This is a genomic window from Floridaenema flaviceps BLCC-F50, from assembly GCF_041929275.2.
GTDB classification, from domain to species: domain Bacteria; phylum Cyanobacteriota; class Cyanobacteriia; order Cyanobacteriales; family Aerosakkonemataceae; genus Floridanema; species Floridanema flaviceps.
Window position 1 is genome coordinate 1,237,166 of sequence record NZ_JBHFNR020000002.1, and the last position, 24,049, is coordinate 1,261,214.

Sequence of the window (24,049 nt, forward strand, 5' to 3'; positions counted from 1 at the left end):
ACCGTTTAAACAATGACCCATTCTACCGACATTGCCACCTTAGCTCGCTGGATGGCAGCAGACTTTAGTAATCAAGAGCAAGCATTTGAAAATCCGCCATTTTACGCTCATATTCGCGTTTGTATGCGTCCTTTGCCCTTAGATTTTCTATCAGGGGTTAGTTTCTTTGTCGAACAAGCTTATGATTATGCACTTAACGACCCTTACCGAGTGCGAGTGCTGAAATTAATTCCTAAAGACGATCGCATCGAAATAGAAAACTACACCCTCAAGTCAGAAACCCAATTTTACGGCGCTTCCCGTGACCCGAAACGACTAGAGAACCTCAAAATTGACAATTTAGAGAAATTATCAGGCTGCAACATGATTGTAGAGTGGACTGGTAACAGTTTTAAAGGCAAAGTGGAACCGGGTAAAGGTTGCCTTGTGGTTCGCAAAGGTCAGACCACGTACTTAGATAGCGAATTTGAGATAGACGAAGAAAAATTTATCAGTCTCGATCGCGGACGTGACCCCGAAACCGACGAACATATCTGGGGTTCCCTCGCAGGCCCGTTTTACTTCGTGCGTTGGGCAAGTTTCGCTGACGAAGTGAAAGTTTAAAAAAATTATCCCAATTCTCAAATTATCTCTACTGCTGTACTCCTCTACCTTGACTGAACCAGAATATTTACTTTAATGGTTGAAAGGGTACACAAACCTGGTACATTTAGCGAGTGTCGGCAAGCAGGATTAACAAGATCAAGATGAGAGTTCTGGTTATTGGTGGCGACGGTTACTGTGGTTGGGCAACAGCACTTTATCTTTCCAACAAAGGTCATCAAGTTGGCATCCTAGATAGCTTAGTTAGGCGACACTGGGATCTAGAGTTATGTGTAGAAACCTTAACCCCGATCGCACCCATTCAGCAACGTATTGAGCGTTGGCGCGATCTTACAGGGAAAGTCATCGACTTATTTATCGGTGATATTACCAACTACGATTTTCTCAGCAAAGCGTTGCACAAGTTTCAACCAGATGCGATCGTCCACTTTGGCGAACAGCGTTCAGCACCATTTTCCATGATCGACCGCGAACACGCAGTCTTGACGCAAGTCAACAACGTCACAGGAACGCTGAACATCCTTTACGCCATGAAGGAGGATTTCCCTGATTGTCATTTGGTGAAATTAGGAACAATGGGTGAATATGGCACACCCAACATAGACATTGAGGAAGGATACATCACGATCGAGCATAACGGACGTAAAGATACCTTGCCGTATCCAAAACAACCAGGCTCAATGTATCACCTCTCCAAAGTGCATGATAGCCACAACATTCATTTCGCCTGTCGGATATGGGGTCTACGTGCCACAGACTTAAATCAGGGAGTCGTTTACGGCGTGCTCACTGAAGAAACTGGCATGGATGAAATGCTAATTAACCGCCTAGACTACGACGGGGTTTTTGGCACCGCCCTCAACCGCTTCTGCATTCAAGCAGCGATCGATCACCCGCTCACAGTTTATGGTAAAGGTGGTCAAACTAGGGGATTTTTGGATATTCGAGATACGGTAAAATGTGTGGAATTGGCGATCGCAAATCCCGCCCAACCAGGCGAGTTCCGTGTCTTTAACCAATTCACCGAACAATTTAACGTCGCTGAACTAGCTTTAAAAGTGAAAGAAGCTGGCAAAGCATTGGGATTAAAAGTAGAAATCAATAACTTGGAAAATCCCCGCATCGAAAAAGAAGAACATTACTTCAACGCCAAAAACACTAACCTACTTGACTTAGGATTACAACCACACTACCTCTCCGATGCCTTACTTGACTCCCTATTAAACTTCGCCATCAAGTATAAAGAGCGAGTCGATAACAACCAAATCTTACCAAAAGTTACTTGGCGACGGTAAACTTTTGTCATCCGTTATTGGTCATTAGTCATTCGTCATTTGTTATCGATCGCTAACAACAACTCACCAAAAACCAGTGGGATAGGGATATCAACAGATGCACCCATATCGTTAATCATTAAAGACAAATGACCTAATGACCAATAACCGACCAATGACCAACGACCAATGACCAATTATGCGAATTGCCTTATTTACAGAAACATTTTTGCCAAAAATTGATGGCATTGTAACTCGCCTTTGCCACACAGTTGAGCATCTACAACGTAACGGAGATCGAGTACTAATTTTCTCTCCAGATTACGGCATCACAGAATATAAAGGAGCCAAAATTTATGGAGTTTCTGGCGTACCTTTACCCATGTACCCAGAATTAAAATTAGCATTTCCACGACCTGCGATCGGCAAAGCCTTAGAAGAATTTCAACCAGATATTATTCACGTAGTTAACCCCGCAGTCTTAGGATTAGGGGGAATATTTTATGGCAAAACCTTAAAAATTCCCATCGTCGCCTCCTATCACACCCACCTACCCCAATACCTACAACATTACGGATTAGGAATGTTAGAAGGAGTATTGTGGGAACTATTAAAATCTGCTCATAACCAAGCCGAATTAAATCTTTGTACCTCCACCGCAATGGTACAAGAATTAAGAAATCACGGCATCGAAAGAGTAGACCTATGGCAAAGAGGAGTAGACACCGAATTATTTCATCCTGACACAGCTAGTCAGGAAATGCGATCGCGCCTCAGCCAAGGACACCAGAGCATCCCCCTCCTCCTCTACATCGGACGCTTAGGCGCAGAAAAAGAAATCGATCGCATCAAACCAATCTTAGAAGCAATTCCCAACGCACGCCTCGCCCTAGTCGGAGATGGGCCCTACCGCGAAGCCCTCGAAAAACACTTCGCCGGAACAAATACCAACTTCGTCGGCTACCTCCGAGGCAAAGAACTCGCCAGTGCCTACGCCAGTGCCGATGCCTTCATCTTCCCCTCCCGCACCGAAACACTAGGACTAGTCCTCCTCGAAGCAATGGCAGCAGGCTGTCCCGTCGTTGCCGCCCGTTCCGGTGGCATCCCCGATATCGTCACCGACGGCGAAAACGGCTACCTATTCGACCCCACAGACGAACAAGGCGCAATCAACGCCACCATTCGCCTACTAGCCCATCAAGAAGAACGAGAAACCCTCCGCCACAACGCCCGCAAAGAAGCCGAAAAATGGGGCTGGGCAGCCGCTACCAGGCAACTACAGCGTTACTATCAAAACGTAGCCTTCTCCACCTTCCCCAAAGCCGCCTAATTCTGCCTTCTACCCTCTGGAATTTGTCATACTCTATGAAGAAGCTAAATTTATTTGGCTAACCAGCCAAGCCCGGACAAGCTAACAGAATTAGTTTTGAGCATTAAGTTATGAGTTTTCAGTTAAATTGCCTTGACCACTCAAAACTGTTCCCTGTTAAAAGTTCCCTGTTCCCTTACTTCCCAAATTGTCCAGCTTGCTTACCAATAGCCATTTATTTAGCTTTCCCAATATCCACTTAACTTGTGATTAAAACACTTGTAACTCACCGATCAATGCAGATACATTCGTAGTAGGTCATCTACTTTCTTGTCGAAGTAGGTCAGCTTGGCTAGGGGTCAGGGTAAAACAAATAGCATGGGAGAGTAGCAGAGCCAAAAATCATTGGGAAAAAGCCCACAAATTCGACTTTTACCCTTTCAGACCCTCTGCATTCCATGACCTGTCATTTCCATATTCCATTAAATGGAAAAGAGCTTCCCAAAATAGAAGCTTCACCCTGTAAAACCTCATGAGTATGTCATTCCCCAATACTGGTAGCGTCTTAACCACGTTAACCCAGCTAACTCAGCAGCACCGCGTTAAAGCCCTGCTTGAGCGAGTCAGAAACATATCCGTCAAGGAATTTATTTGTCTTCTCGACTTCATCACCGCCGAATTCCAGCAATTCCTCAGAGCCATTGAACTAATTAACAATGAAGCTCTAGAAACCATGCTGGAAGATATTCTAGAAGTTATCACCCTGAAAATGGGTCAAGTTCTGCAAGCAGAACTGAGTACCATTTACTTGGTTGATAACGCTAAAGGCTATCTGTGGTCAAAAATACGCCAAGCAAACAGCGACAGACCTTTAGAAGTTCGCCTCCCCCTAAATTCAGGTATTCCAGGTCATGTAGCTAACACGGAAAAATCTTTGATTGTCCCGGATGCGTACAGTCATCCCTTGTTTAATCCTGACTTGGATAAACAACTTGGTTATCATACCCGTGATATTCTTTGTATGCCCGTAAAAAGTAGTAAAGGGCATATAGTAGCTGTAATTCAGCTAACGAATAAAGCTGGCGACCAACCTTTTAATGAAGAAGATGAGCAGGAATTCCAGAGATTTGTCGATGATATCGGCGTAATTCTGGAAAGTTGTCAATTGTTTTATCAAGCGGGACGAAATCAACGTGGTGCTAATGCTTTACTGAAAGCTACGCAAATTTTAGGTCAAAGTCTCGACCTGGAAACCACTTTAAAATCGGTAATGGAACAAGCCCGTATTTTAATGCAGGCCGATCGCAGTACACTATTTTTATTATTTAGAGAAACAAACGAACTTTGGACAAAAGTAGCCACCGCCGACGGTATAACAATGTTTGAAATTCGCATCCCCGCTAATCGGGGAATCGCTGGCTATGTCGCTTCTACAGGTCAACCTTTAAACATTCCAGACGCATACAAAGACCCCCGCTTTGACCCCACTACCGACCAGCGTACAGGATACCGAACGCGAAATATTCTCTGTTTACCAGTTTATAATTCAGCAGGTAGTTTAATCGGTGTAACTCAACTAATTAATAAACATCAAGGTAGTTTTACTTCTTCTGATGAAGAGTTTATGCGAGCATTTAATATTCAAGCCGGAATCGCTTTAGAAAATGCCAAACTCTTTGAAAGTGTACTACTAGAAAAACAATATCAAAAAGATATTCTGCAAAGTCTATCCGATGCAGTAATTTCTACAGATATGGAAGGGAGAATTGTTACTATTAATGATGCAGCTTTAGAATTGTTGGGTTGCCCAGTAAAACAGACAAACGACAGAATTCATAAATCTAATTGGGAACAAAAATTAATGGGTCGTTTAGTCTGGGAAGTAGTACCAATTGACAACTTACAAATGCGCTTAGAAGATAGTTTGAAAACAGGTGCAAATCACTATGTTCCCGAACAAAGTTTGACTGTAGGTTTATATGTCCAGTCAAGCTGTTCTAGAGAAAAAGAGCAAATTAATTGGCAAGAGATGGCTAACAAAAATGGTCATGAAATAACCGGATGCAAATGTGTTTTAGCAATTCCCGATCGCACCAACCCCGACTACTATATTACTTGGAATCAACCCAAACCAAACCAGGAAAATATCAAGGAAACTACTGAAGAAGAAATTCCTTATCAGATTCACAAAGAGCAAATAAAAAACATCGAACGGAGTGTCAATCTCTCAGTTAAACCACTGACAAATCCAGACGGAGAGGTGCGAGGCGGTTTAGTAGTTTTAGAAGATATTTCCCAACAAAAAAGAATGAAAAACGCCATGTATCGTTACATGACTCCCGGAGTCGCAGAACGAGTCATGGCGCAAGCAGATGATACTTTAATGATCGGAGAAAGAAAAGAAGTTACAATTTTATTTTCTGATATTCGCGGCTATACCACCATCACAGAAAACTTAGGTGCAGGAGAAGTAGTATCACTGCTGAATCAGTATTTTGAAACAATGGTAGAAGCTGTTTTTGACCATGAAGGCACTCTCGATAAATTTATTGGCGATGCTTTAATGGCTGTATTTGGTGCGCCATTATCATTACAAGATCATGCCTGGAAAGCAGTGAAAACCGCCTTAGATATGCGTCAGCGTTTAGCCAAATTTAATCAGCAACGTCGCGCCAAAAATCAGCCAATAATAGCCATCGGTATCGGGATTAGTTCGGGAGAAGTTGTTTCGGGAAATATTGGCTCGCATAAACGCATGGATTATACAGTGATTGGTGATGGAGTTAATTTAAGTTCTCGCTTAGAAGGCGTGACTAAAGAGTATAGATGCGATATTATTTTAAGCGAGTTTACTTATAACTTATGTCACCAACATATATGGGTACAGGAGTTAGATAAAATTCGCGTCAAAGGCAAACAAGAAGCAGTGAAAATTTACCGATTAATTAGCGATCGCTCTCAAACTCTAGCTCAAGAAACCCAACAATTCTTACACTATTACAACTTAGGTAGAGAAGCATTTCTTTCGCGGAAATTTTCTCAAGCAATTACCCAATTTGAAATAGCGCAAAAATTTCTACCTAATGATCCAGCACTAAACATACATCTCGAAAGAGCTAGAACATATCTTAGCCAACCTCCCGCCAAAGAATGGGATGGTGTTCACGAAATGACAACAAAATAAAAGCTAATAGGTAGTAGGTAGTAGGTAGTAGGTAGTAGGTAGTAGGAAATTAATTACCACATTGAATTGCGAAGCGATCGACAATAAAAATCACCAATACTAATAGCTAAATCACTATGAACCAAAAACTGTACGAAGGCAAAGCCAAAATCATTTACACAACCGACAACCCAGAAGTTTTGCTAGCGCATTACAAAGACGACGCTACAGCATTTAATGCTCAAAAACGGGGCCAAATTGCTGGCAAAGGACAAATTAACTGCACCGTTTCCACACATTTATTTAAACTTTTAGAGCAAGCGGGAATTCGCACTCATTTTATAGAACAAACAGCCCCAGACCAAATGTTAGTGCGTCGGGTGCAAATAGTGCCAATAGAAGTAGTAGTGAGAAATATTGCCGCTGGTAGTCTTTGTAAACAAACCGGATTGCCAGAAGGGAAAATTTTACCAAATCCCTTAGTGGAATTTTATTATAAAAACGACGCATTGGGAGATCCATTGCTGACTAGCGATCGCATATTAGTAATGGAAATAGCCACCACCGAACAAATCGAACAACTGCGAGGTCTCTCCCTAGAAGTTAACCGAATTCTTACTCAATTCTTCAACCAATGCGGCATCACCCTAGTAGACTTCAAACTAGAATTTGGCCTAGATGAAACCCAACAAATCCTCCTAGCTGACGAAATCAGCCCCGACACCTGTCGCCTGTGGAACCAGTCAGAAACCGACTCCGAAAAACGAGTCATGGACAAAGACCGCTTCCGCCGTGACTTAGGCAACGTAGAAAACGCCTATCAACAAGTCCTAGAAAGAGTTCTAGCTCAAAACCTGCACTAACTAAAAGCACAAGAAAAGTTGTGAATTTTAAGTTTTGAGTTTTGAGTTACGAAGAAAGTAAGACCCCGGATTTACAAGAATTACGGATTAACCAGATTTCTAGAATCATCCTGTTTATCATGTAAATCCAAAAATCCTGATCCTGTTTTGAGTTAATTAAATTCCCAAGAGTCCCCATACCCTGCTCCTCCAAGCCCCTACTCTTGCCAAATAGCTCTCATTCGACACATGATCCCACAAAGCAGATAATGAAGTATTGCCTAAACAGGTGATATTGTGTTGGATTGAATACTTATATAGTGAAGAGTCCCCTCGTTGGGGGTCTTTAGTCAGAAGCTAAAACCGAAATTGGCTTTAAGACTGTAGACTAAAAAACTCTGCATAACGACCGTGTGTGGAAGTGGTAAATAACAACAACAAAATGCGTTTATCTCCAGTTTTGGTAGCAACTGTTGCTTGGGTCACATTGGGTAACTCACATCCAGCCTCCGGGCAAACTACGGAAAACACTTTAGCAACAGCAATCAAACTATTCAATAAATCCCAACTTGCGGCCTCACGCAAGAGCGCCCAAAGAATTGCTTCTCCTTCAGTTGAGAGTGCCAATATAACAAACCCTGCACCTCACCGTTCGGACCTCGGCGTCAGCGCTCAGTCGAACGCTGACCAAGACGGAAGCCAAAGAGCTCTCAATTCAGAAACACTTATTTCCCGTGCCGAAAATTCCCCTGTGGAAATTACTATTTCCGAACTAACAATTTCCCCATTCGAGGTTCAAAATTCCTCCGTTGGCACATTCGGGCCCCAAGTACAGGCACACATTAATGACCATGATTTCAGGAGCAACGGGATTAATTTACAACAGGAAAAAACCAAAGAGACTCATCCTGTAAATCCGCAAACCCCGATCGTTAATCTGTTTTATGCAACCATTTTGCCGCCATATCAAAGCCATTACTCGCCTAAAGATACAGAATTACAGCAGAGCACCTTTTATTCTTTAAACCATATTTCTGATCTTCGGCAAAATATTAATGGGTTAATTACAGCACAAGCACCACCCGCAACAGTTGCACCAGCAACACCAGCAAAAGACACGCCCCCTACAGAAGGTCAAACGACCGAACCACAGCCAATACAACCATCTGCTCCTCCCCCGTTACCCACACTCGAACAGAATGCGCCTCCTTCGATACCCAGAACTGAGCCAAAGCCTCCCGCTCAACCTACGCCTTCTTCAGAAGCAGAACCTCGCGTATTAGTAGCAGAAGTATTAGTGAGTGGGGTACAAGGAAAGCTGCAAGACATCGTTTATGATGCCATCCGCACTCGTCCGGGAAGGACAACCACTAAATCACAGTTACAAGAAGACATTAACGCCATTTTTGCCACTGGTTTCTTTTCGAGAGTCAGAGCCGAACCTACGGATACACCCTTGGGCGTGCGGGTAACATTTGTTGTCGAACCCAACCCAGTGTTGCGTTCCGTGCAGGTAGAGGGTAGCCAAGTATTACCGAAAGACTTAGTAAATCAAACATTCCGGGAACAGTACAACGAAATTCTAAATTTCCGGGACTTGCAAGCTGGGATCAGGCAGCTTGAGCAGTGGTATCGGGATAGAGGCTATGTTTTAGCACAGGTAGTAGATACCAGAGTTTCTCCAGAAGGTACCGTGACATTGGAAGTAGCCGAAGGAATTGTGGAAGATATTCAAGTACAGTTCTTGAATAGAGAAGGAGAAACTACCGACGCTCAAGGTCAGCCAATCAGAGGAAGAACCAAGCCATACATCGTTACCCGCGAACTAGCAACTAAGCCAGGTACCGTGTTTAACCGGAATCAAATTCAACGGGATTTACAGCGCGTGTTTGGTTTGGGCTTATTTGATGACGTGAAATTATCATTGAATCCAGGTCAAGACCCGCGACAGGTAACAGTACAAGTGAACGTTAGAGAAAGAAATAGTGGTTCTATAGCAGCTGGGGCAGGTTTCAGTTCCGCAGCGGGTTTATTTGGTACAGCAAGCTATCAACAGCAGAATTTGTTTGGCAGAAACCAAAAAGTTGGTTTAGAAGTGCAGTTAGGGCAAAGGGAGTTTCTGTTTGATGTGCGCTTTACTGACCCTTGGATTGCTGGCGACCCCTACCGGACTTCTTACACGGTTAATTTCTTCAGAAGACGATCGATCTCCCTGATTTTTGACGGTGGCGATCGAGATATTGACTTACCAAACGGCGACACACCCAGAATTCTCCGACTTGGTGGCGGTATCACCTTTACCCGTCCTCTGTCTCGTAACCCCTCTTCTGATTCAGAATGGGTCGCTTCTTTAGGATTACAGTATCAAAATATTTCCATTCGGGATAATGATGGCGAACTCAGCCCCAGAGATGAGCTTGGCAACAACCTCAGCTTTAGCGGGTCAGGGAAAGATGACTTAATTACAGTACAACTTGGTGCAGTGCGCGATCGCCGGAACAACCCAACTCGCACCACCCAAGGTTCCCTCTTCCGCTTCGGTCTAGAACAATCCGTGCCAATTGGTGAGGGTAGCATCCTCTTGACCAGATTGCGCGGTAGCTACAGCTACTTCATTCCAGTCAAATTCACTAACTTTACCCCAGGCCCACAAGCCCTCGCCTTTAACATCCAAGGCGGAACTATTCTAGGAGATTTGCCTCCCTACGAAGCCTTCTCCTTGGGTGGCGTGAACTCGGTACGCGGTTATGATGAAGGCGACTTGGGTAGCGGTCGCAGTTACTTCCAAGCCACAGCTGAGTATCGCTTCCCAGTATTCTCAATTATTGGAGGCGTACTCTTCTTCGATTTTGGTACAGACCTGGGCACTGCCGGAGATGTCCCCGGAAGACCCGCCGAAATCCGAGGTAAACCCGGTACTGGCTATGGTTACGGTGTTGGTGTTCGCATTCAATCACCTCTAGGCCCAATTCGGATTGATTATGGCTTCAATGAAGAAGGTGATAGCCGCTTTCAGTTCGGTATCGGTGAAAGGTTCTAATTTAGTAGGGACTGGGGACTCTTGACTGGGGACAAGGGGACAAGGTGACAAAGGGACAAGGGTATAAGGTGACAAGGGGACAAGGGTATAAGGTGACAAGGGGACAAGGTGACAAGGGGACAAGGTGACAAAGGGACAAGGGGATAAGGTGACAAGGGGACAAGGTGACAAGGTGACAAGGGGACAAGGTGACATAATGAATTGATCCTGTTCCCTGTTGCCAATGACAAATGACTAATTACCAATGACCAATGACACAAACTCTGGCAACTAGTTTTGAACTTTCTGGCGTGGGGCTCCATAGCGGAATCATTACCAAAGTGCGGGTTTTACCCGCATTACCTGGTGAAGGTCGCTATTTTGTTAGGGTTGATTTGCCGGAACAACCAACTATTCCCGCTAAGTTGGATGTTGTTACTCAAACTCTGCTTTCTACTCAATTGGGGGAAAACTCTAGGGGAGTTCGCACTGTAGAGCACCTATTAGCCGCTTTAACCGCAATGGGCGTTCATGATGCCAGAATCGAAATCGATGGGCCAGAAGTGCCGCTTTTGGATGGCTCGGCTCTAGTTTGGGTGGAAGAAATCTTACGGGCAGGATGGGGAGCTCTTGAGCTCTTGAGCTCTTGGGCAGAGGGGCAGAGGGGCAGAGGGGCAGGGGAGCTCTTGAGCAGGGGAGCTCTTGAGCAGGGGAGAGAATCTGAAGCTACAAACTCTCCCCATCCCCCTACCTCCCCACCCCCCCACCTCTTGGTCCTGGTCCCTAGTCCCCTATCCGTTTATCAGGGTGATGCTTTTGTCTGTGCTATGCCTGCGCCGGAGTTACGGTTTACTTATGGAATCGATTTTGCTGTTGGGGCGATCGGGAATCAATGGTACAGTTGGTGTCCAAGTCAGGAAAGTTTTGCTAGTGCGATCGCACCTGCACGCACTTTTGGTTTAGCATCCCAAGTTGAAGAGTTACGGGCTAAAGGTTTAATCAAAGGTGGTACTTTGGAAAATGCTCTAGTTTGTGACAATTCTGGTTGGCTAAATCCACCTTTGCGATTTGCAAATGAACCAGTACGTCATAAAATCTTAGACTTAGTAGGAGATTTGAGTTTATTGGGGAATATCCCGATCGCTCATTACTTCGCCTACAAAGCAAGTCACAACCTGCATATCCAACTCGCTAAGTTGTTACAAGCAAAAGTGGGGACTGGGGACTAGGGACTGGGGACTGGGGAGGAGAGGGAAATTTATTAAAAAGTCCCTAAAATTTCTCTCTAACTCAAAAGTCAAAAAATGAAGCTAAGAACTTTCTCCATATAAATCGCCAATCTATAATCTAAAATCGCTCTGCTCATGTCCGTAATCGAAGCAAGTACATCCAATTCTCAAAGTTCTGAATCAACAGATATCGAATCATCTAGCGTCAGCAAAAAAGTTTTTACAATTGAAGAAATTCAAAATTTGCTGCCCCATCGTTATCCTTTTTTATTGGTAGACCGCATCATTGATTATGTACCGGGAGAAAAGGCTGTAGGCATTAAAAATGTCACGATTAACGAGCCTTTTTTTCAAGGACATTTTCCCGGAAGACCTCTTATGCCGGGAGTTTTAATTGTTGAAGCAATGGCGCAAGTCGGTGGCATAGTTCTTACTCAACTACCGGAAATGGAACGCAGTTTATTTGTTTTTGCTGCCATTGATGGAGTGCGCTTCCGTCGTCCTGTAGTACCAGGGGATCAATTAGTAATGACTTTGGAACTACTGAGCGTCAAACGTCGTCGCTTTGCGAAAATGCGCGGCATTGCCCAAGTAGATGGTCAACTCGCCTGTGAAGGTGAATTAATGTTTTCTTTGGTGGACTAGTGCAGTGTGGCTCCTTTTTAGGGGATAGGTGTTAGGGGGTAGGGGTTAGGGAAATTGCCTTTTCTGGACTCCTTCCCCACCACCTATCCCCTAACACCTAACCCCTAGTTACCCCAACTTGAAAAACGAAGCTAAGAACTCAAAACTTTGATGATGACTACTTTAATCCATCCCACTGCTGTCGTTCATCCTGGTGCCGAACTTCATCCTACAGTTCAAATTGGAGCTTATGCTGTAATTGGGGATAAGGTTAAAGTCGGTGCAGGAACGGTTATTGGCCCTCATGTTGTGATTGAAGGGCCAACGGAAATAGGGGAACGTAATGAGATTTTTCCAGGGGCTGCGATCGGTCTAGAACCCCAAGACCTAAAATATGATGGCTCGGCTAGTTGGGTCAAAATTGGCAACGGTAACAAATTTCGCGAGTATGTCACAATTAACCGCGCCACTAACGCCGGAGAAGCTACAGAAATCGGTAATGATAACTTGCTGATGGCTTACGTTCACGTAGCCCATAACTGCGTAATTGAAGACTCAGTGGTAATTGCCAATGCTGTGGCTTTAGCAGGTCATGTTCATATTGAGTCAAAAGCTGTAATTGGCGGAGTTTTGGGTATCCATCAATTCGTTCATGTGGGACGTTTGGCAATGGTGGGTGGGATGAGTCGGATCGATCGCGATGTGCCACCCTTTATGCTAGTAGAAGGTAATCCTTCAAGAGTGAGAACTCTTAATTTAGTCGGGTTAAAAAGAGCAGGTTTTACTAGCAGTGATTTAGCAGATATGAAAAAAGCTTTCCGTCTGTTATATCGCTCTGGATTTACTTTAAATCAAGCTCTCGAACAGATCGAAGGATTAAGCAATAACCCACATATCGATCATTTATACAACTTTTTGCTAATGAGTCAATTACCAAAACGTCGGGGGCCAATTCCTGGCAAATCTCATGCTATAAATGATGAGGATAATTAGTCTATCATGTCATTAATTAGTTATTGGTCATTAGTTATTAGTCATTGGTCAAGAGTTAACTCTTGACAAAACACAAATGACAAGTGACAAATGACAAAGGACAAATGACAAAATGACTATTCGGATTTTTATTTCAACTGGTGAAGTTTCTGGTGATTTACAAGGGGCGTTATTAATTAACGCACTGAAGCGTCAAGCTCAAAATTTGGGACGGGAACTAGAAATTTTCGCTTTGGGTGGTTCCCGCATGGCACAAGCTGGTGCTAAATTGTTGGGCGATACTACTAAAATTGGCTCTGTGGGCATTCTGGAATCATTACCCTACATTTTGCCGACTCTACAAATCCAAAATCGAGCTAAACAGTATTTACGGGAAAATCCGCCTGATTTGGTAATTTTAATCGATTACATGGGGCCAAATCTTGCTATCGGTAGTTTTATTCGATCGCACTTGACAAATGTGCCAGTCGTGTATTACATAGCACCTCAAGTTTGGGTTTGGTCATTGAGCGATCGCGACACTAATCAAATTATCAAAAACTCTGACCTAATATTGGCAATTTTCCCGGAAGAAACGAGTTTCTTTGCCGGAAAAGGCGCAAAAGTAACTTGGGTAGGTCATCCTTTATTAGATAAAATGACTGCTGCTCCCACTCGTTCCGCTGCTCGTGCTAGTTTGGGAATTGCGCCCGAAGAAACGATAATTACCTTAGTTCCAGCTTCCCGACGACAAGAGCTTAAATATGTTTTACCAGTAATGTTGGCAGCTGCGAAAACCCTACAATCCAAACTTCCCGAAGTCAAATTCTTAATACCCCTTTCCTTGGAAGCATTCCGCGAACCCATCGAAAAAGCAATTGAATATTATAACCTAAAAGCTACTTTGATAGCTGATAAAAATATCGAAGCGATCGCCGCAGCTGACTTAGCAATTACCAAATCTGGGACAGTAAATCTAGAAATAGCCCTTTTAGAAGTTCCTCAAGTCGTAATCTATCGTGTTAACCCGATTACTGCCTGGATCGCCAAAAATATCTTAAAATTTTCCATTCCCTTCATGTCGCCACCAAACTTAGCGTTGATGAAAGCGATCGTACCCGAATTACTCCAAGAACAAGCAACACCGGAAAATATTGTCCAAGAAGCCCTAAATTTATTAAATCCTGCCAAACGTTCCCAAGTTTTAATTGATTATCAGCAAATGCGTCAAGCTTTGGGGGAAGAGGGTAGAGTTTGCGATCGGGCAGCCCAAGAAATCTTCACCCTGTTACCATAGCGGGGGAGATGGGGAGATGGGGAGATGGGGAGATGGGGAGATGGGGAGATGGGGAGATGGGGAGATGGGGGGATGGGGAGATGGGCAGAGATCTAGAACTAGAAACTCTCCCCACCTCCCTAACCCCTAACCCCTAAAACAGAAAGATCATTTTTCTTTAAGTATTGTTACTTCCTGCGTGGTATGATTGCATCTGGCTAGAAAAAGCCAAAGTCAAATTATAGAACCCATTTGCGAGTTCCGATACCTTGACAGACTCATCTCATGAATCCACCACTGTAGCCACAGCTACGGATAATTCTCAAGTTGATTCTCAGGCAGAAAGACCCAGAGAATCAATGCAGGAATACTATAACCTGCAAAAAGAACTATACGTAGTCACCCTGACGACAACAGCGATCGTTTTCGTCTCTGTTTGGATTTCTTACAACCTGAACACAGGGCTAAATTATTTGCTTGGTGCGTGCACAGGTGTGGTTTACTTGAGAATGTTGGCTAGAAATGTTGAACAACTTGGTCAACAAAATCGCAGTCTGAGCAAGTCTCGGTTTGCCCTATTTATTGGGTTGATTATACTAGCAACTCAATTGAGTCAGCTACAGGTTCTCCCGATATTTTTGGGATTCCTGACATACAAAGTTGCACTCTTATACCAGATGGTGCGAGCTCTCATACCGTCTGATCCTAGATAAGCTTAGGCAAAGCTTGGTAGAGAGTTCAAAAGCTAAATTTCGGGGAAAGTTTCCTGAAGGTCAAAATGCTCAGTGACTTGAATTACTTAACTTTTACGCACCTGGCTAGTTTAGAAGTGGGTCATCATTTCTACTGGCAAGTGGGCAACTTAAAACTACACGGGCAAGTATTTCTCACCTCTTGGTTCGTTATTGCCCTCCTATTGGTAGCTTCATTCCTAGCTACTAAGAGCATCCAGAGAATTCCCGGCGGTATGCAGAATTTTATGGAATACGTTCTGGAGTTTATCCAAGGACTGGCAAAAAACCAACTTGGTGAGAAAGAATACCGTCCTTGGGTGCCCTTTATCGGCACGCTGTTTTTGTTTATCTTCGTGTCCAATTGGTCAGGAGCATTGATTCCCTGGAGATTAATCAAACTTCCAGAAGGTGAATTAGCTGCACCGACTAATGACATCAACACGACTGTAGCCTTGGCATTGCTAACTTCCTTGGCGTACTTTTACGCTGGGTTTAGCAAGCGGGGGTTGGGGTATTTTAGGAAATACATCGAACCGACACCAGTCCTATTACCCATTGCGATTTTAGAAGATTTCACCAAACCACTTTCTCTAAGCTTCCGTCTATTTGGAAACATTCTGGCGGATGAGCTAGTAGTTGGGGTGTTGGTGCTACTGGTGCCTTTGTTTGTACCTTTGCCAATTATGGCGTTAGGTTTGTTTACCAGTGCCATCCAAGCTTTGGTATTTGCTACCCTGGCGGCGGCATATATCCATGAGGCGATGGAAGGTCACGGCGGAGAGGAACATGAGGAGCATGGTTAGTCCTCATTTAATGGTAGGTTGATTAGGAAGAGAGAATCTGGCATCAAGGAAGTAAATTTCTGATCCTAGCTCAAAAGTCCAAAATCCGATTTGTTTGTTGTGTAGATAAGGTAAGTTAAAACATCATGGATCCATTGGTTTCTGCTGCTTCAGTATTGGCTGCTGCTTTAGCTGTTGGTTTAGCTGCTATTGGCCCTGGTATCGGTCAAGGTAATGCTTCTGGACAAGCTGTAGAAGGTATTGCTCGTCAGCCAGAGGCTGAAGGCAAGATTCGCGGTACTTTGTTGTTAACTCTGGCGTTCATGGAATCTCTGACCATTTACGGTCTAGTTATTTCTCTGGTGTTGTTGTTTGCTAACCCATTCGCTTAAGCACAGTAACGCTTTTATAGAGATGGGTAATGGAGAAGGCAAATTTGAGATGTGAGATGGACAAATAGTAATTCTATTTGCCTTCTGCCAGCTAGAATTTGAAATTTCTCCTTACCCAAAAGCGATTTTGTCCAGATTTATTTTGCTCCCAGGTAGTTTTTGAAACTGTAAAAAATGTTTGATTTCGACGCTACTTTGCCTTTAATGGCAGTGCAGTTTTTGCTGCTGGCGGCGGTGTTGAATGCGGTTTTCTATAAGCCTTTGTCTAAGGCAATAGACGATCGCTCTGAATATATCCGCACCAATGAGGTTGAGGCACGCGAACGTTTGGCTAAAGCAGAAGCACTGGCAAAGCAGTATGAGGAACAGCTAGCTGTAGCTCGTCGGGAAGCTCAAAGTGTAATTGTCGCTGCTCAAGAAGATGCCAAGAAAATTGCTGCTCAGAAAAATTCTGAGGCTGTTGCAGAAGTACAAGCTCGATTAGAGCAAACTCGGAAAGAAATAGACGAGCAAAAACAAGCTGCAATGACTTCTCTGGAACAGGAAGTAGATGCTTTGAGTCGCCAAATTCTAGAAAAGCTTTTGGGGCCAAGTCTGGTAAATAGATAGAGTCAATGCTTTTTGCATTGCTCAAATGAAGCTTTACTTAGTGTGAGAAATTGGCTCTAAGTTGAAAGTGAATGTATGGGAAACAAAAGCCGCTATCAATAGTGAATGGGTATGATGGAGACTTTCTTATTACTGGCTACAGAAGCTCATTCGGAAGCAGCGGAATCAGGGGGTTTTGGGCTGAATTTTAATTTATTTGAAACCAACCTGATTAACCTAGCTATTCTGATTGGAGTCTTATTTTATTTAGGGCGGAACATCGTTACTAACATCCTGACGGAAAGAAAGAAAGGGATTTTAGAAGCGATCGCAGAAGCGGAAACTCGCCAACGCAAAGCAGCTGAAGCTTTAGCAGATCAACAGCAAAAGTTGGCGCAAGCACAAGCAGAAGCAGAACGAATTAGAAAAGAAGCCCAAACAACTGCACAAGCAGCTAAAGAATCTATCCTAGCTCAAGCCGCTAAGGAAGAAGAAAATTTGCGGAAAAAAGCCAGCGAAGATTTGAACACAGAAACAGAAAGAGTGCTAGCAGAATTACGACGCATGGTAACAGAGTTAGCAATTCAAAGAGTAGAATCTCAGCTAACATCAATTTTGGATGAATCCGCTCAACAAGAATTAGTTAATAACAGCATTGCCCTGCTAGGAGGAAACCAATGAAAGGAAACTTATTTGGTGAAGCAGTAGCAGAACCTTATGCAGAAGCAATGATGTCAGTGGCGCAAAGTCAGAACTTGACAGAAAAGTTTGGTGAAGATGCGCGGGGTTTAATGGAACTGGTAAAAAGTTCACCAGAATTGCAAAAATTTCTTGGCGATCCCCTAGTTCCAGCTGCTAAAAGAAAGGAAGTAATCAGCCAAATTATCGGCGATCAGGTTCATCCTTTTATAAAGAACTTCTTGATGCTTTTGGTAGATAAAAAACGGATTCTATTTTTAGAACCAATTTGCCAAGAGTATTTAAATAGATTGAGAGAACTCAATCAAACTGTTCTGGCTGAAGTGACCTCAGCTGTGGAATTGAACGAAGACCAAAAACACTCGGTTCGGGAAAAGGTAAAATCCCTATCAGGTGCCCAACAAGTGGAACTCGCAACGAAAGTCGATCGCGATCTAATTGGTGGGGTAATCATCAAAGTTGGTTCTCAGGTGTTTGATGCGAGTTTGCGCGGTCAACTACGTCGCATTTCTCTGCGCCTGAGTAATGCTTAATGTCGGTTCTCTTGAAGTCGGCTGTAGATGATTGACACGGAGACGCTCTTCGAAGCGGAAACGCGGAGATTGATAAGTAGCAGGATTTTAAGAGAATTGATATTAAGAAAAAGGGGACTGGAGAATGGTAAAGGGGATTGGGAGAGGAAAATATTAGGTTGCCTAAATACCAATCACTGCTTGCCTTTTCACTAATTAACTGACTAAGTAACAACTAACAAATAAGACTTCCATGATCAGTATCAGACCAGACGAAATTAGCAGCATTATTCGGCAGCAAATTGAGCAATACGACCAAAGTGTTGATGTTACTAATGTTGGAACAGTATTGCAAGTTGGAGACGGCATCGCCCGGATTTATGGCTTGGATAAGGTCATGTCTGGCGAACTGTTAGAGTTTGAAGATGGCACCATTGGCATTGCGTTGAACTTGGAACAAGACAACGTGGGTGCGGTGTTAATGGGCGAAGGTCGGGAAATTCAAGAAGGTAGTACCGTTAAGGCTACTGGTAAAATCGCTCAGGTACCCGTAGGTGAATCTCTGATCGGTAGAGTTGTAGATGCGCTGGGTCGTCCGATCGATGGTAAAGGCGATTTGGGAACTAACGAATTCCGCTTGATTGAATCTCCAGCACCCGGTATTGTAGCCCGGAAATCGGTTTGCGAACCTCTACAAACAGGGATTACCGCGATCGATGCGATGATTCCTGTAGGTCGGGGACAACGGGAATTAATCATTGGCGACCGTCAAACAGGAAAAACTGCGATCGCAATTGATACCATCCTCAACCAAAAAGAAGAAAACGTTGTTTGCGTTTATGTAGCGATCGGACAAAAAGCTTCCACCGTTGCTAACGTGGTTCAGAGACTACAAGAAGGCGGCGCAATGGATTACACCATTGTGGTTGCTGCTAACGCTAGTGACCCCGCTACCTTACAATACTTAGCTCCTTATAGCGGTGCGAGTATGGCTGAGTACTTCATGTACAAAGGCAGACATACTCTCGTAATTTATGATGACCTCTCCAAACAAGCCGCAGCTTATCGCCAAATGTCCTTGCTGCTGCGTCGTCCACCAGGACGGGAAGCTTATCCCGGAGATGTATTCTACCTCCACTCTCGTTTGTTGGAACGCGCTGCTAAATTGAACGATGAATTGGGTGGCGGTAGCATGACAGCTTTACCAATCATCGAAACTCAAGCGGGTGACGTATCTGCTTACATTCCGACTAACGTAATTTCGATTACCGACGGTCAGATCTTCTTAACCACTGACTTGTTTAACTCTGGTGTTCGTCCAGCAATTAACCCTGGTATCTCCGTATCTCGCGTAGGTTCGGCAGCACAAACCAAGGCCATGAAACAAGTTGCAGGTAAACTGAAGCTGGAATTGGCTCAGTTTGATGATTTGGCAGCTTTCGCTCAGTTCGCGTCTGATTTGGATAAAGCGACTCAAGACCAATTAGCACGCGGTCAACGTTTGCGGGAACTGCTCAAGCAACCTCAATATTCGCCACTGTCTGTTGCGGAACAAGTTGCTTTGGTATACGCAGGTTTGAATGGTTATATAGATGACGTTCCCGTAGAAAAGGTGACTGGTTTCACTGCGGGACTGCGGGAATACTTAAAGACCAGCAAGCCGAAGTACGTGGAATTAGTCCGCAACGAGAAGAAGTTGGGTGATGAAGCAGAAGCTTTGCTCAAGGAAGCGATCTTAGACTTCAAGAAAAACTTCCTCGCAATGGCTAAGTAATTTGTCAAGAATTAGGGGTTGGGGGTTGGGGTGTGGGGGTTGGGGTATTTTTCTTCTTCTTCCCTAACCCCTAACTCCTTCTCTTTCCCTACACCCTACACCCTACACCCTATCCCCTTCTTTGGAAAAACTATGGCTAATTTAAAAGCAATTCGCGATCGCATTAAGTCGGTTAAAAACACCAAAAAAATCACGGAAGCGATGCGCCTAGTAGCAGCAACCAAGGTGCGTCGTGCTCAAGAACAAGTTATCGCCACCCGTCCCTTTGCTGATGCTTTGGCTCAGGTTCTCTACGGTTTACAGTCCCGGTTGCGCTTTGAAGAAGCTAACTTACCCCTACTCAGACAACGCCAAGTTCGTACTGTCGGGTTGTTAGTGGTCACAGGCGATCGCGGTCTGTGTGGTGGTTATAACAATAACGTCATTAAGCGAGCAGAAACTCGTGCTAAGGAACTAAAAGCCGAAGGATTGGATTATAAATTTGTTCTGGTAGGACGGAAAGCTATTCAGTATTTCCAACGCCGCGAACAACCAATTGATGCTACCTTCTCAGGTTTAGAACAAGTTCCCACAGCAGCAGAAGCATCTGCGATCGCTGATGAACTACTGTCTCTATTTTTGTCGGAAACTGTCGATCGAGTAGAACTGGTTTACACCAAGTTTGTCTCGCTGATTAGTTCCCGTCCAGTAATTCAAACTTTGTTACCCCTCGATCCTCAAGGTTTGGAACCCTCAGATGATGAAGTGTTCCGTCTCACTACTAGAGGTGGTCAACTTCTGGTGGAACGCAGCAAGGTAACAACCGAAGTTCGCACTTTTCCCAGAGATATGCTCTTTGAGCAAGATCCTGTACAAATTCTTGATGCTTTGTTGCCGTTGTATTTGAATAACCAACTGTTGCGAGCATTACAAGAATCAGCTGCTAGTGAACTGGCTGCTAGAATGACAGCAATGAACAATGCTAGCGATAATGCTAGTGAGTTGATTGGTACTTTAACCCTGTCGTACAATAAAGCACGACAAGCGGCAATCACACAACAACTCTTAGAAGTTGTAGCTGGTGCTGACGCTCTAGGTTAGGAGCAAGTAATTATTTAATATTTCAGTTTTCCACCCCCTGGTTGATAGCGCCTGTATCTTCAGGCGCTTTTTTTTGGGTTGAGGGGTCAAGTTGCTAGTTACAGCAAATTGCAGTTTTATGAAGTACACAAAAGAAACCCGGTTTCGCAGAAGTTACCGGGTTTCTTTGTGCCTCACTTAACCTGAAAAGTGCTGTATATAGCAGTCGAAGTATAGATTAGGACATAGATGGGTTCTGAAATCTAGACACTCAAACCATTTCTGGTCTGTTTCCTGTTCAGGAGTTCCCTGTTCCCTGCTATACGATCAAGGCTGGTAGTAGGTAGTGGGTAGTAGGAATGCAGCTACCTACTACCAATTTCAAACCATCACCACGCTAGTAACTAGCAACTTAATGTTTTGTCTGATTAGATGAGAAGGGCGATCGAGCTATTTATTCTTGTGGCTATTTTTGCCACCCTTACTACCGATCTCAGACATATGTTCCCGATCTTCACTGACTGCTTCGCCGCCTTTGCGACCAATTTCAGCCATGTGTTGGCGATCTTTACTGACAGTTTCGCCGCCCTTACGTCCAGCTTCTCTAGCCTCTTCTGGGGTAAATTCATGGGCAGTGCCTTTTTCATGGGCAGCTTTCCCACCTTTGCTAGCAATTTCTCTTTGCTTCTCTTTATCCATTGAGGCAAATCCGCGTTTACTTTTCTCTGCCATGACTAGACTCCACTTTTTTTCAAACCTGGCAATTTGATTATGCAGCTTATTACATCCTAGAAATGTTCTATGGACGATCTCTTCTTACTACAGGATTATCTATTTTAGTAATTTTAGTAGCCTACTCTACCAAATTGAATATTAGTTTATGGAGAAGCCCGCTTGTTTGTGATTAAAGCAGAGAAAACGATCGCGCCTCTGGATAAAATAGTCCAGGTTGCTAAGTAATGTAACGGATCTGATCCGGTACTCAGTTTTTGGGGTTATCCGATCGCCCTTGCGGGACTTTTTGGTGAAGGAACTGTGGAAAGTTTTGAGTTGTCAAGGCAATTTAACTCAAAACTCAAGCATTTGTATAGCAAGTTACTTTTATACCTATCTTTAATGGTTGCAAGTTAACTTATTGTGTAACTGACGAACATATTTTTACTACAAGCTTTATACAAGCTTCACATAACCCAGGGTGAGCCAGAAAGTCAATGAAGATTTGAAGAAGAAAATCCCGTAATACTACCTGATCGGGAATTATGCCCTTATTATTTGGATCTATTAGCTAAGTAGTTTCACGGTAATCCAGTTAAAAAAAGTTTATGATGACTCCACCAGGGCTGTGTCCAACACTTGTCCGTTCAGAAATGTTTAATTCCAGAATGTATCAAGTAGCTCACCCTTCAACTAATTCTGTGATTAAACGATTCATAGATATAGTTGGCAGCATTGTAGGGTTGTTGATTCTGTGTATTGTATTTTTACCGATCGCGATCGCCATTAAGCTAGATAACCCAGGGCCCATATTTTACACTCAAGACCGTTGTGGGTTCCGGGGAAAACCTTTTAAAATCCGTAAATTCCGATCGATGATAGCTAATGCAGACGCTCTTAAATCAAAAGTAAAGAACGAAGCTAAAGGATTAATATTTAAAAACGAAAACGATCCTCGCGTTACTCGCGTCGGAAATTTCCTCAGAAAAACCAGTTTGGATGAATTGCCGCAATTTTGGAACGTATTAAAAGGAGAAATGAGCTTAGTTGGTACTCGTCCACCAACCCTGGATGAAGTTGCTCAATACAAAGAACATCACTGGCGCAGACTAGATGTTAAGCCCGGTATTACTGGATTATGGCAAGTTAGCGGTCGTTCTTCCGTTAAAGATTTTGAAGAAGTCGTAACTTTGGACTTGAATTACCAACAAAATTGGCATCCTCTTTACGACCTTTACTTAATTTTGAAAACTATAGAAGTAGTAGTGTTGAGGAAAGGTGCTTACTAAAACAAAATCAGCCAACAGAAAGGACTCTCTTACCTTTCTTTGGCTCTTTCTTTTGTGCTAATGCAAGCAAATCTTTTCTAGCTCCAACTTAACGAGCAATTGAGATTAACACCTGCTTTTCTGTGAGTAAGAGTATTTGTATTGATCGGAAGCTGACAAGCATATTGCTCAAGAGAATTGTTTGATAATTGTAGGGAATTGTTAAACTCACAATTATCTAATTTAGCTCCCGAAAGATTAACACCTCTGAGGTCGGCTTCAGTTAAATTAGCTTTACTCAAAATTGTCCAATTTAATTGTGCATTGTGCAAGGAAGCTTTAGTAAAATTAGCGCTAGTTAGGTCTGCGCCTATAAAATTTACTCCCTGGAGTTCCGCTTGGGTAAAATTAGTGCCAATTAAATTTGCTCCTTGAAAGTTAGCCCCACTCAACTTTGCTTCACTTAAATTGACTCCACTTAAGTCTACTCCAGTTAAATCAACTCCGTTGAGATAAGCTCCGGTGAAATTAACATTTTGCAGATTTGCGCCTGTTAAAGAAGCTCCACTTAATCTGGCAGCACTTAAATTTGCCCAGCTAAGAATTGCACCATTAAGATTAGCTCCTCTCAGGTTAATTCCGGTTAAAGAAGCGCCACAAAGATTTGCTTTTGCTAAGTCAGCATTTCTCAAGTTAGCGGCATTAAGATTAGCACCGCTGAGTCGAGATTGAGTTAATTTCGATTTGACTAAAAAAGCACCCTTTAGGTTAGCTTTAGTTAAATCGGCATTTTCCAAACTCCCTTCACTTAATTTAACAAAACTTAAATTTGCCCAATTTAATAATGCGCCATTAAGATTTGATTTAGTGAGAAAAGCTTTACTAAAATCGGCTCCGGTAAGATTTGCTTCTGCTAAATTTACTCCGATTAAAGTTACTCCGCTTAAGTCTACTCCTCGCAGGTCATATCCAGAGAAGTCTCTATGTCCCATATCATAAAGCCTGAGCATAATGTGACGAGCCATGTTCTGCGATTTCCTATTGCTAAATTTTTCCTCTGAGAAGTTAAGGGGACTGGGGATTGGGATTCCTTATAAATCAAACATTTCACAAAATTTTCTGGTTTACTTGTCACCATAAGTACCAGCGTGATAATTTATATTTCCCTGTTGAGCTTCTAATTTAAACAGTCCACTAAAAATCTTACTTTGGTTGG

At 43.4% G+C, this 24,049-nt stretch carries 23 protein-coding genes; 19 read left to right on the forward strand and 4 right to left on the reverse strand.

Annotated elements, in window-relative coordinates; genetic code table 11:
• The first annotated feature begins 12 nt into the window (after window positions 1–12).
• Both ACE1CI_RS25620 and ACE1CI_RS25625 read left to right on the forward strand, forming a co-directional pair.
• Window positions 13–603 (forward strand): chromophore lyase CpcT/CpeT, encoded by a 591-nt coding sequence (locus ACE1CI_RS25620; RefSeq protein ID WP_413264326.1) that lies wholly within the window; start codon window positions 13–15, stop codon window positions 601–603.
• A 143-nt stretch (window positions 604–746) separates the two neighbouring features.
• Window positions 747–1,898 carry an NAD-dependent epimerase/dehydratase family protein gene (locus tag ACE1CI_RS25625; RefSeq protein WP_413264327.1) on the forward strand — a complete coding sequence of 384 codons (1,152 nt, stop codon included), beginning with the start codon at window positions 747–749 and terminating at the stop codon, window positions 1,896–1,898.
• 35 nt (window positions 1,899–1,933) lie between these two features.
• Here the strand turns inward: ACE1CI_RS25625 and ACE1CI_RS25630 are convergent, their stop codons facing one another.
• Window positions 1,934–2,074 (reverse strand): hypothetical protein, encoded by a 141-nt coding sequence (locus ACE1CI_RS25630; protein ID WP_413264328.1) that lies wholly within the window; start codon window positions 2,072–2,074, stop codon window positions 1,934–1,936.
• Between the two features lie 2 nt (window positions 2,075–2,076).
• Here ACE1CI_RS25630 and ACE1CI_RS25635 point away from each other — a divergent pair, with 2 nt between their 5' ends.
• From ACE1CI_RS25635 to purC, 3 genes are all read left to right on the forward strand, one after another.
• A complete protein-coding gene (locus ACE1CI_RS25635; RefSeq protein WP_496615813.1) occupies window positions 2,077–3,207 on the forward strand; it encodes a glycosyltransferase in 1,131 nt (376 codons plus the stop codon).
• 517 nt (window positions 3,208–3,724) lie between these two features.
• Complete coding sequence (locus tag ACE1CI_RS25640) at window positions 3,725–6,370, forward strand: GAF domain-containing protein (protein ID WP_413264365.1); 2,646 nt, start codon at window positions 3,725–3,727, stop codon at window positions 6,368–6,370.
• Window positions 6,371–6,486: 116 nt separating this feature from the next.
• On the forward strand, window positions 6,487–7,212 hold the full coding sequence (purC, locus tag ACE1CI_RS25645; protein WP_413264330.1) for a phosphoribosylaminoimidazolesuccinocarboxamide synthase: 726 nt from the start codon (window positions 6,487–6,489) through the stop codon (window positions 7,210–7,212).
• 354 nt (window positions 7,213–7,566) lie between these two features.
• On the opposite strand, the gene ACE1CI_RS25650 is transcribed toward purC, so the two are convergent.
• Window positions 7,567–7,818, reverse strand: coding sequence for a hypothetical protein (locus ACE1CI_RS25650; protein ID WP_413264331.1), 252 nt, complete (start codon window positions 7,816–7,818; stop codon window positions 7,567–7,569).
• 124 nt (window positions 7,819–7,942) lie between these two features.
• On the opposite strand from ACE1CI_RS25650, the gene ACE1CI_RS25655 reads away from it, so the two are divergent.
• From ACE1CI_RS25655 to ACE1CI_RS25715, 13 genes are all read left to right on the forward strand, one after another.
• A complete protein-coding gene (locus tag ACE1CI_RS25655) occupies window positions 7,943–10,231 on the forward strand; it encodes a BamA/TamA family outer membrane protein (protein WP_413264332.1) in 2,289 nt (762 codons plus the stop codon).
• Window positions 10,232–10,482: 251 nt separating this feature from the next.
• Complete coding sequence (locus ACE1CI_RS25660) at window positions 10,483–11,439, forward strand: UDP-3-O-acyl-N-acetylglucosamine deacetylase (RefSeq protein ID WP_413264333.1); 957 nt, start codon at window positions 10,483–10,485, stop codon at window positions 11,437–11,439.
• Window positions 11,440–11,574: 135 nt separating this feature from the next.
• A complete protein-coding gene (fabZ, locus tag ACE1CI_RS25665; RefSeq protein ID WP_413264334.1) occupies window positions 11,575–12,084 on the forward strand; it encodes a 3-hydroxyacyl-ACP dehydratase FabZ in 510 nt (169 codons plus the stop codon).
• A gap of 153 nt (window positions 12,085–12,237) precedes the next feature.
• Window positions 12,238–13,056 carry an acyl-ACP--UDP-N-acetylglucosamine O-acyltransferase gene (gene lpxA, locus ACE1CI_RS25670; protein WP_413264366.1) on the forward strand — a complete coding sequence of 273 codons (819 nt, stop codon included), beginning with the start codon at window positions 12,238–12,240 and terminating at the stop codon, window positions 13,054–13,056.
• A 118-nt stretch (window positions 13,057–13,174) separates the two neighbouring features.
• A complete protein-coding gene (gene lpxB / locus ACE1CI_RS25675; RefSeq protein WP_459564056.1) occupies window positions 13,175–14,332 on the forward strand; it encodes a lipid-A-disaccharide synthase in 1,158 nt (385 codons plus the stop codon).
• Window positions 14,333–14,580: 248 nt separating this feature from the next.
• A complete protein-coding gene (locus ACE1CI_RS25680) occupies window positions 14,581–15,024 on the forward strand; it encodes an ATP synthase subunit I (protein WP_496615814.1) in 444 nt (147 codons plus the stop codon).
• Between the two features lie 65 nt (window positions 15,025–15,089).
• On the forward strand, window positions 15,090–15,848 hold the full coding sequence (atpB, locus tag ACE1CI_RS25685; RefSeq protein ID WP_413264336.1) for a F0F1 ATP synthase subunit A: 759 nt from the start codon (window positions 15,090–15,092) through the stop codon (window positions 15,846–15,848).
• Window positions 15,849–15,973: 125 nt separating this feature from the next.
• Window positions 15,974–16,219, forward strand: coding sequence for an ATP synthase F0 subunit C (atpE, locus tag ACE1CI_RS25690; RefSeq protein ID WP_413264337.1), 246 nt, complete (start codon window positions 15,974–15,976; stop codon window positions 16,217–16,219).
• A 174-nt stretch (window positions 16,220–16,393) separates the two neighbouring features.
• Complete coding sequence (locus ACE1CI_RS25695; RefSeq protein WP_413264338.1) at window positions 16,394–16,828, forward strand: F0F1 ATP synthase subunit B'; 435 nt, start codon at window positions 16,394–16,396, stop codon at window positions 16,826–16,828.
• A 105-nt stretch (window positions 16,829–16,933) separates the two neighbouring features.
• The gene (locus tag ACE1CI_RS25700; protein ID WP_459564055.1) at window positions 16,934–17,488 is read left to right on the forward strand and encodes a F0F1 ATP synthase subunit B; all 555 of its coding nucleotides are present in this window, start codon (window positions 16,934–16,936) and stop codon (window positions 17,486–17,488) included.
• Window positions 17,485–18,039: an ATP synthase F1 subunit delta gene (gene atpH, locus ACE1CI_RS25705; protein WP_413264339.1), complete on the forward strand. Its 555-nt coding sequence runs from the start codon at window positions 17,485–17,487 to the stop codon at window positions 18,037–18,039. Before ACE1CI_RS25700 ends, atpH begins: the two co-directional genes overlap by 4 nt.
• A gap of 232 nt (window positions 18,040–18,271) precedes the next feature.
• Entirely contained in the window at window positions 18,272–19,792 is a 1,521-nt protein-coding gene (gene atpA, locus ACE1CI_RS25710; RefSeq protein WP_413264340.1) for a F0F1 ATP synthase subunit alpha, read from the forward strand.
• Between the two features lie 132 nt (window positions 19,793–19,924).
• Window positions 19,925–20,872, forward strand: coding sequence for a F0F1 ATP synthase subunit gamma (locus tag ACE1CI_RS25715; protein ID WP_496615815.1), 948 nt, complete (start codon window positions 19,925–19,927; stop codon window positions 20,870–20,872).
• 429 nt (window positions 20,873–21,301) lie between these two features.
• On the opposite strand, the gene ACE1CI_RS25720 is transcribed toward ACE1CI_RS25715, so the two are convergent.
• Entirely contained in the window at window positions 21,302–21,583 is a 282-nt protein-coding gene (locus ACE1CI_RS25720) for a KGG domain-containing protein (RefSeq protein WP_073593807.1), read from the reverse strand.
• Between the two features lie 635 nt (window positions 21,584–22,218).
• On the opposite strand from ACE1CI_RS25720, the gene ACE1CI_RS25725 reads away from it, so the two are divergent.
• On the forward strand, window positions 22,219–22,854 hold the full coding sequence (locus tag ACE1CI_RS25725; protein ID WP_496615896.1) for an exopolysaccharide biosynthesis polyprenyl glycosylphosphotransferase: 636 nt from the start codon (window positions 22,219–22,221) through the stop codon (window positions 22,852–22,854).
• A gap of 77 nt (window positions 22,855–22,931) precedes the next feature.
• Here ACE1CI_RS25725 and ACE1CI_RS25730 read toward each other — a convergent pair whose 3' ends face one another.
• A complete protein-coding gene (locus ACE1CI_RS25730; RefSeq protein WP_413264343.1) occupies window positions 22,932–23,858 on the reverse strand; it encodes a pentapeptide repeat-containing protein in 927 nt (308 codons plus the stop codon).
• Between the last annotated feature and the right edge of the window lie 191 nt (window positions 23,859–24,049).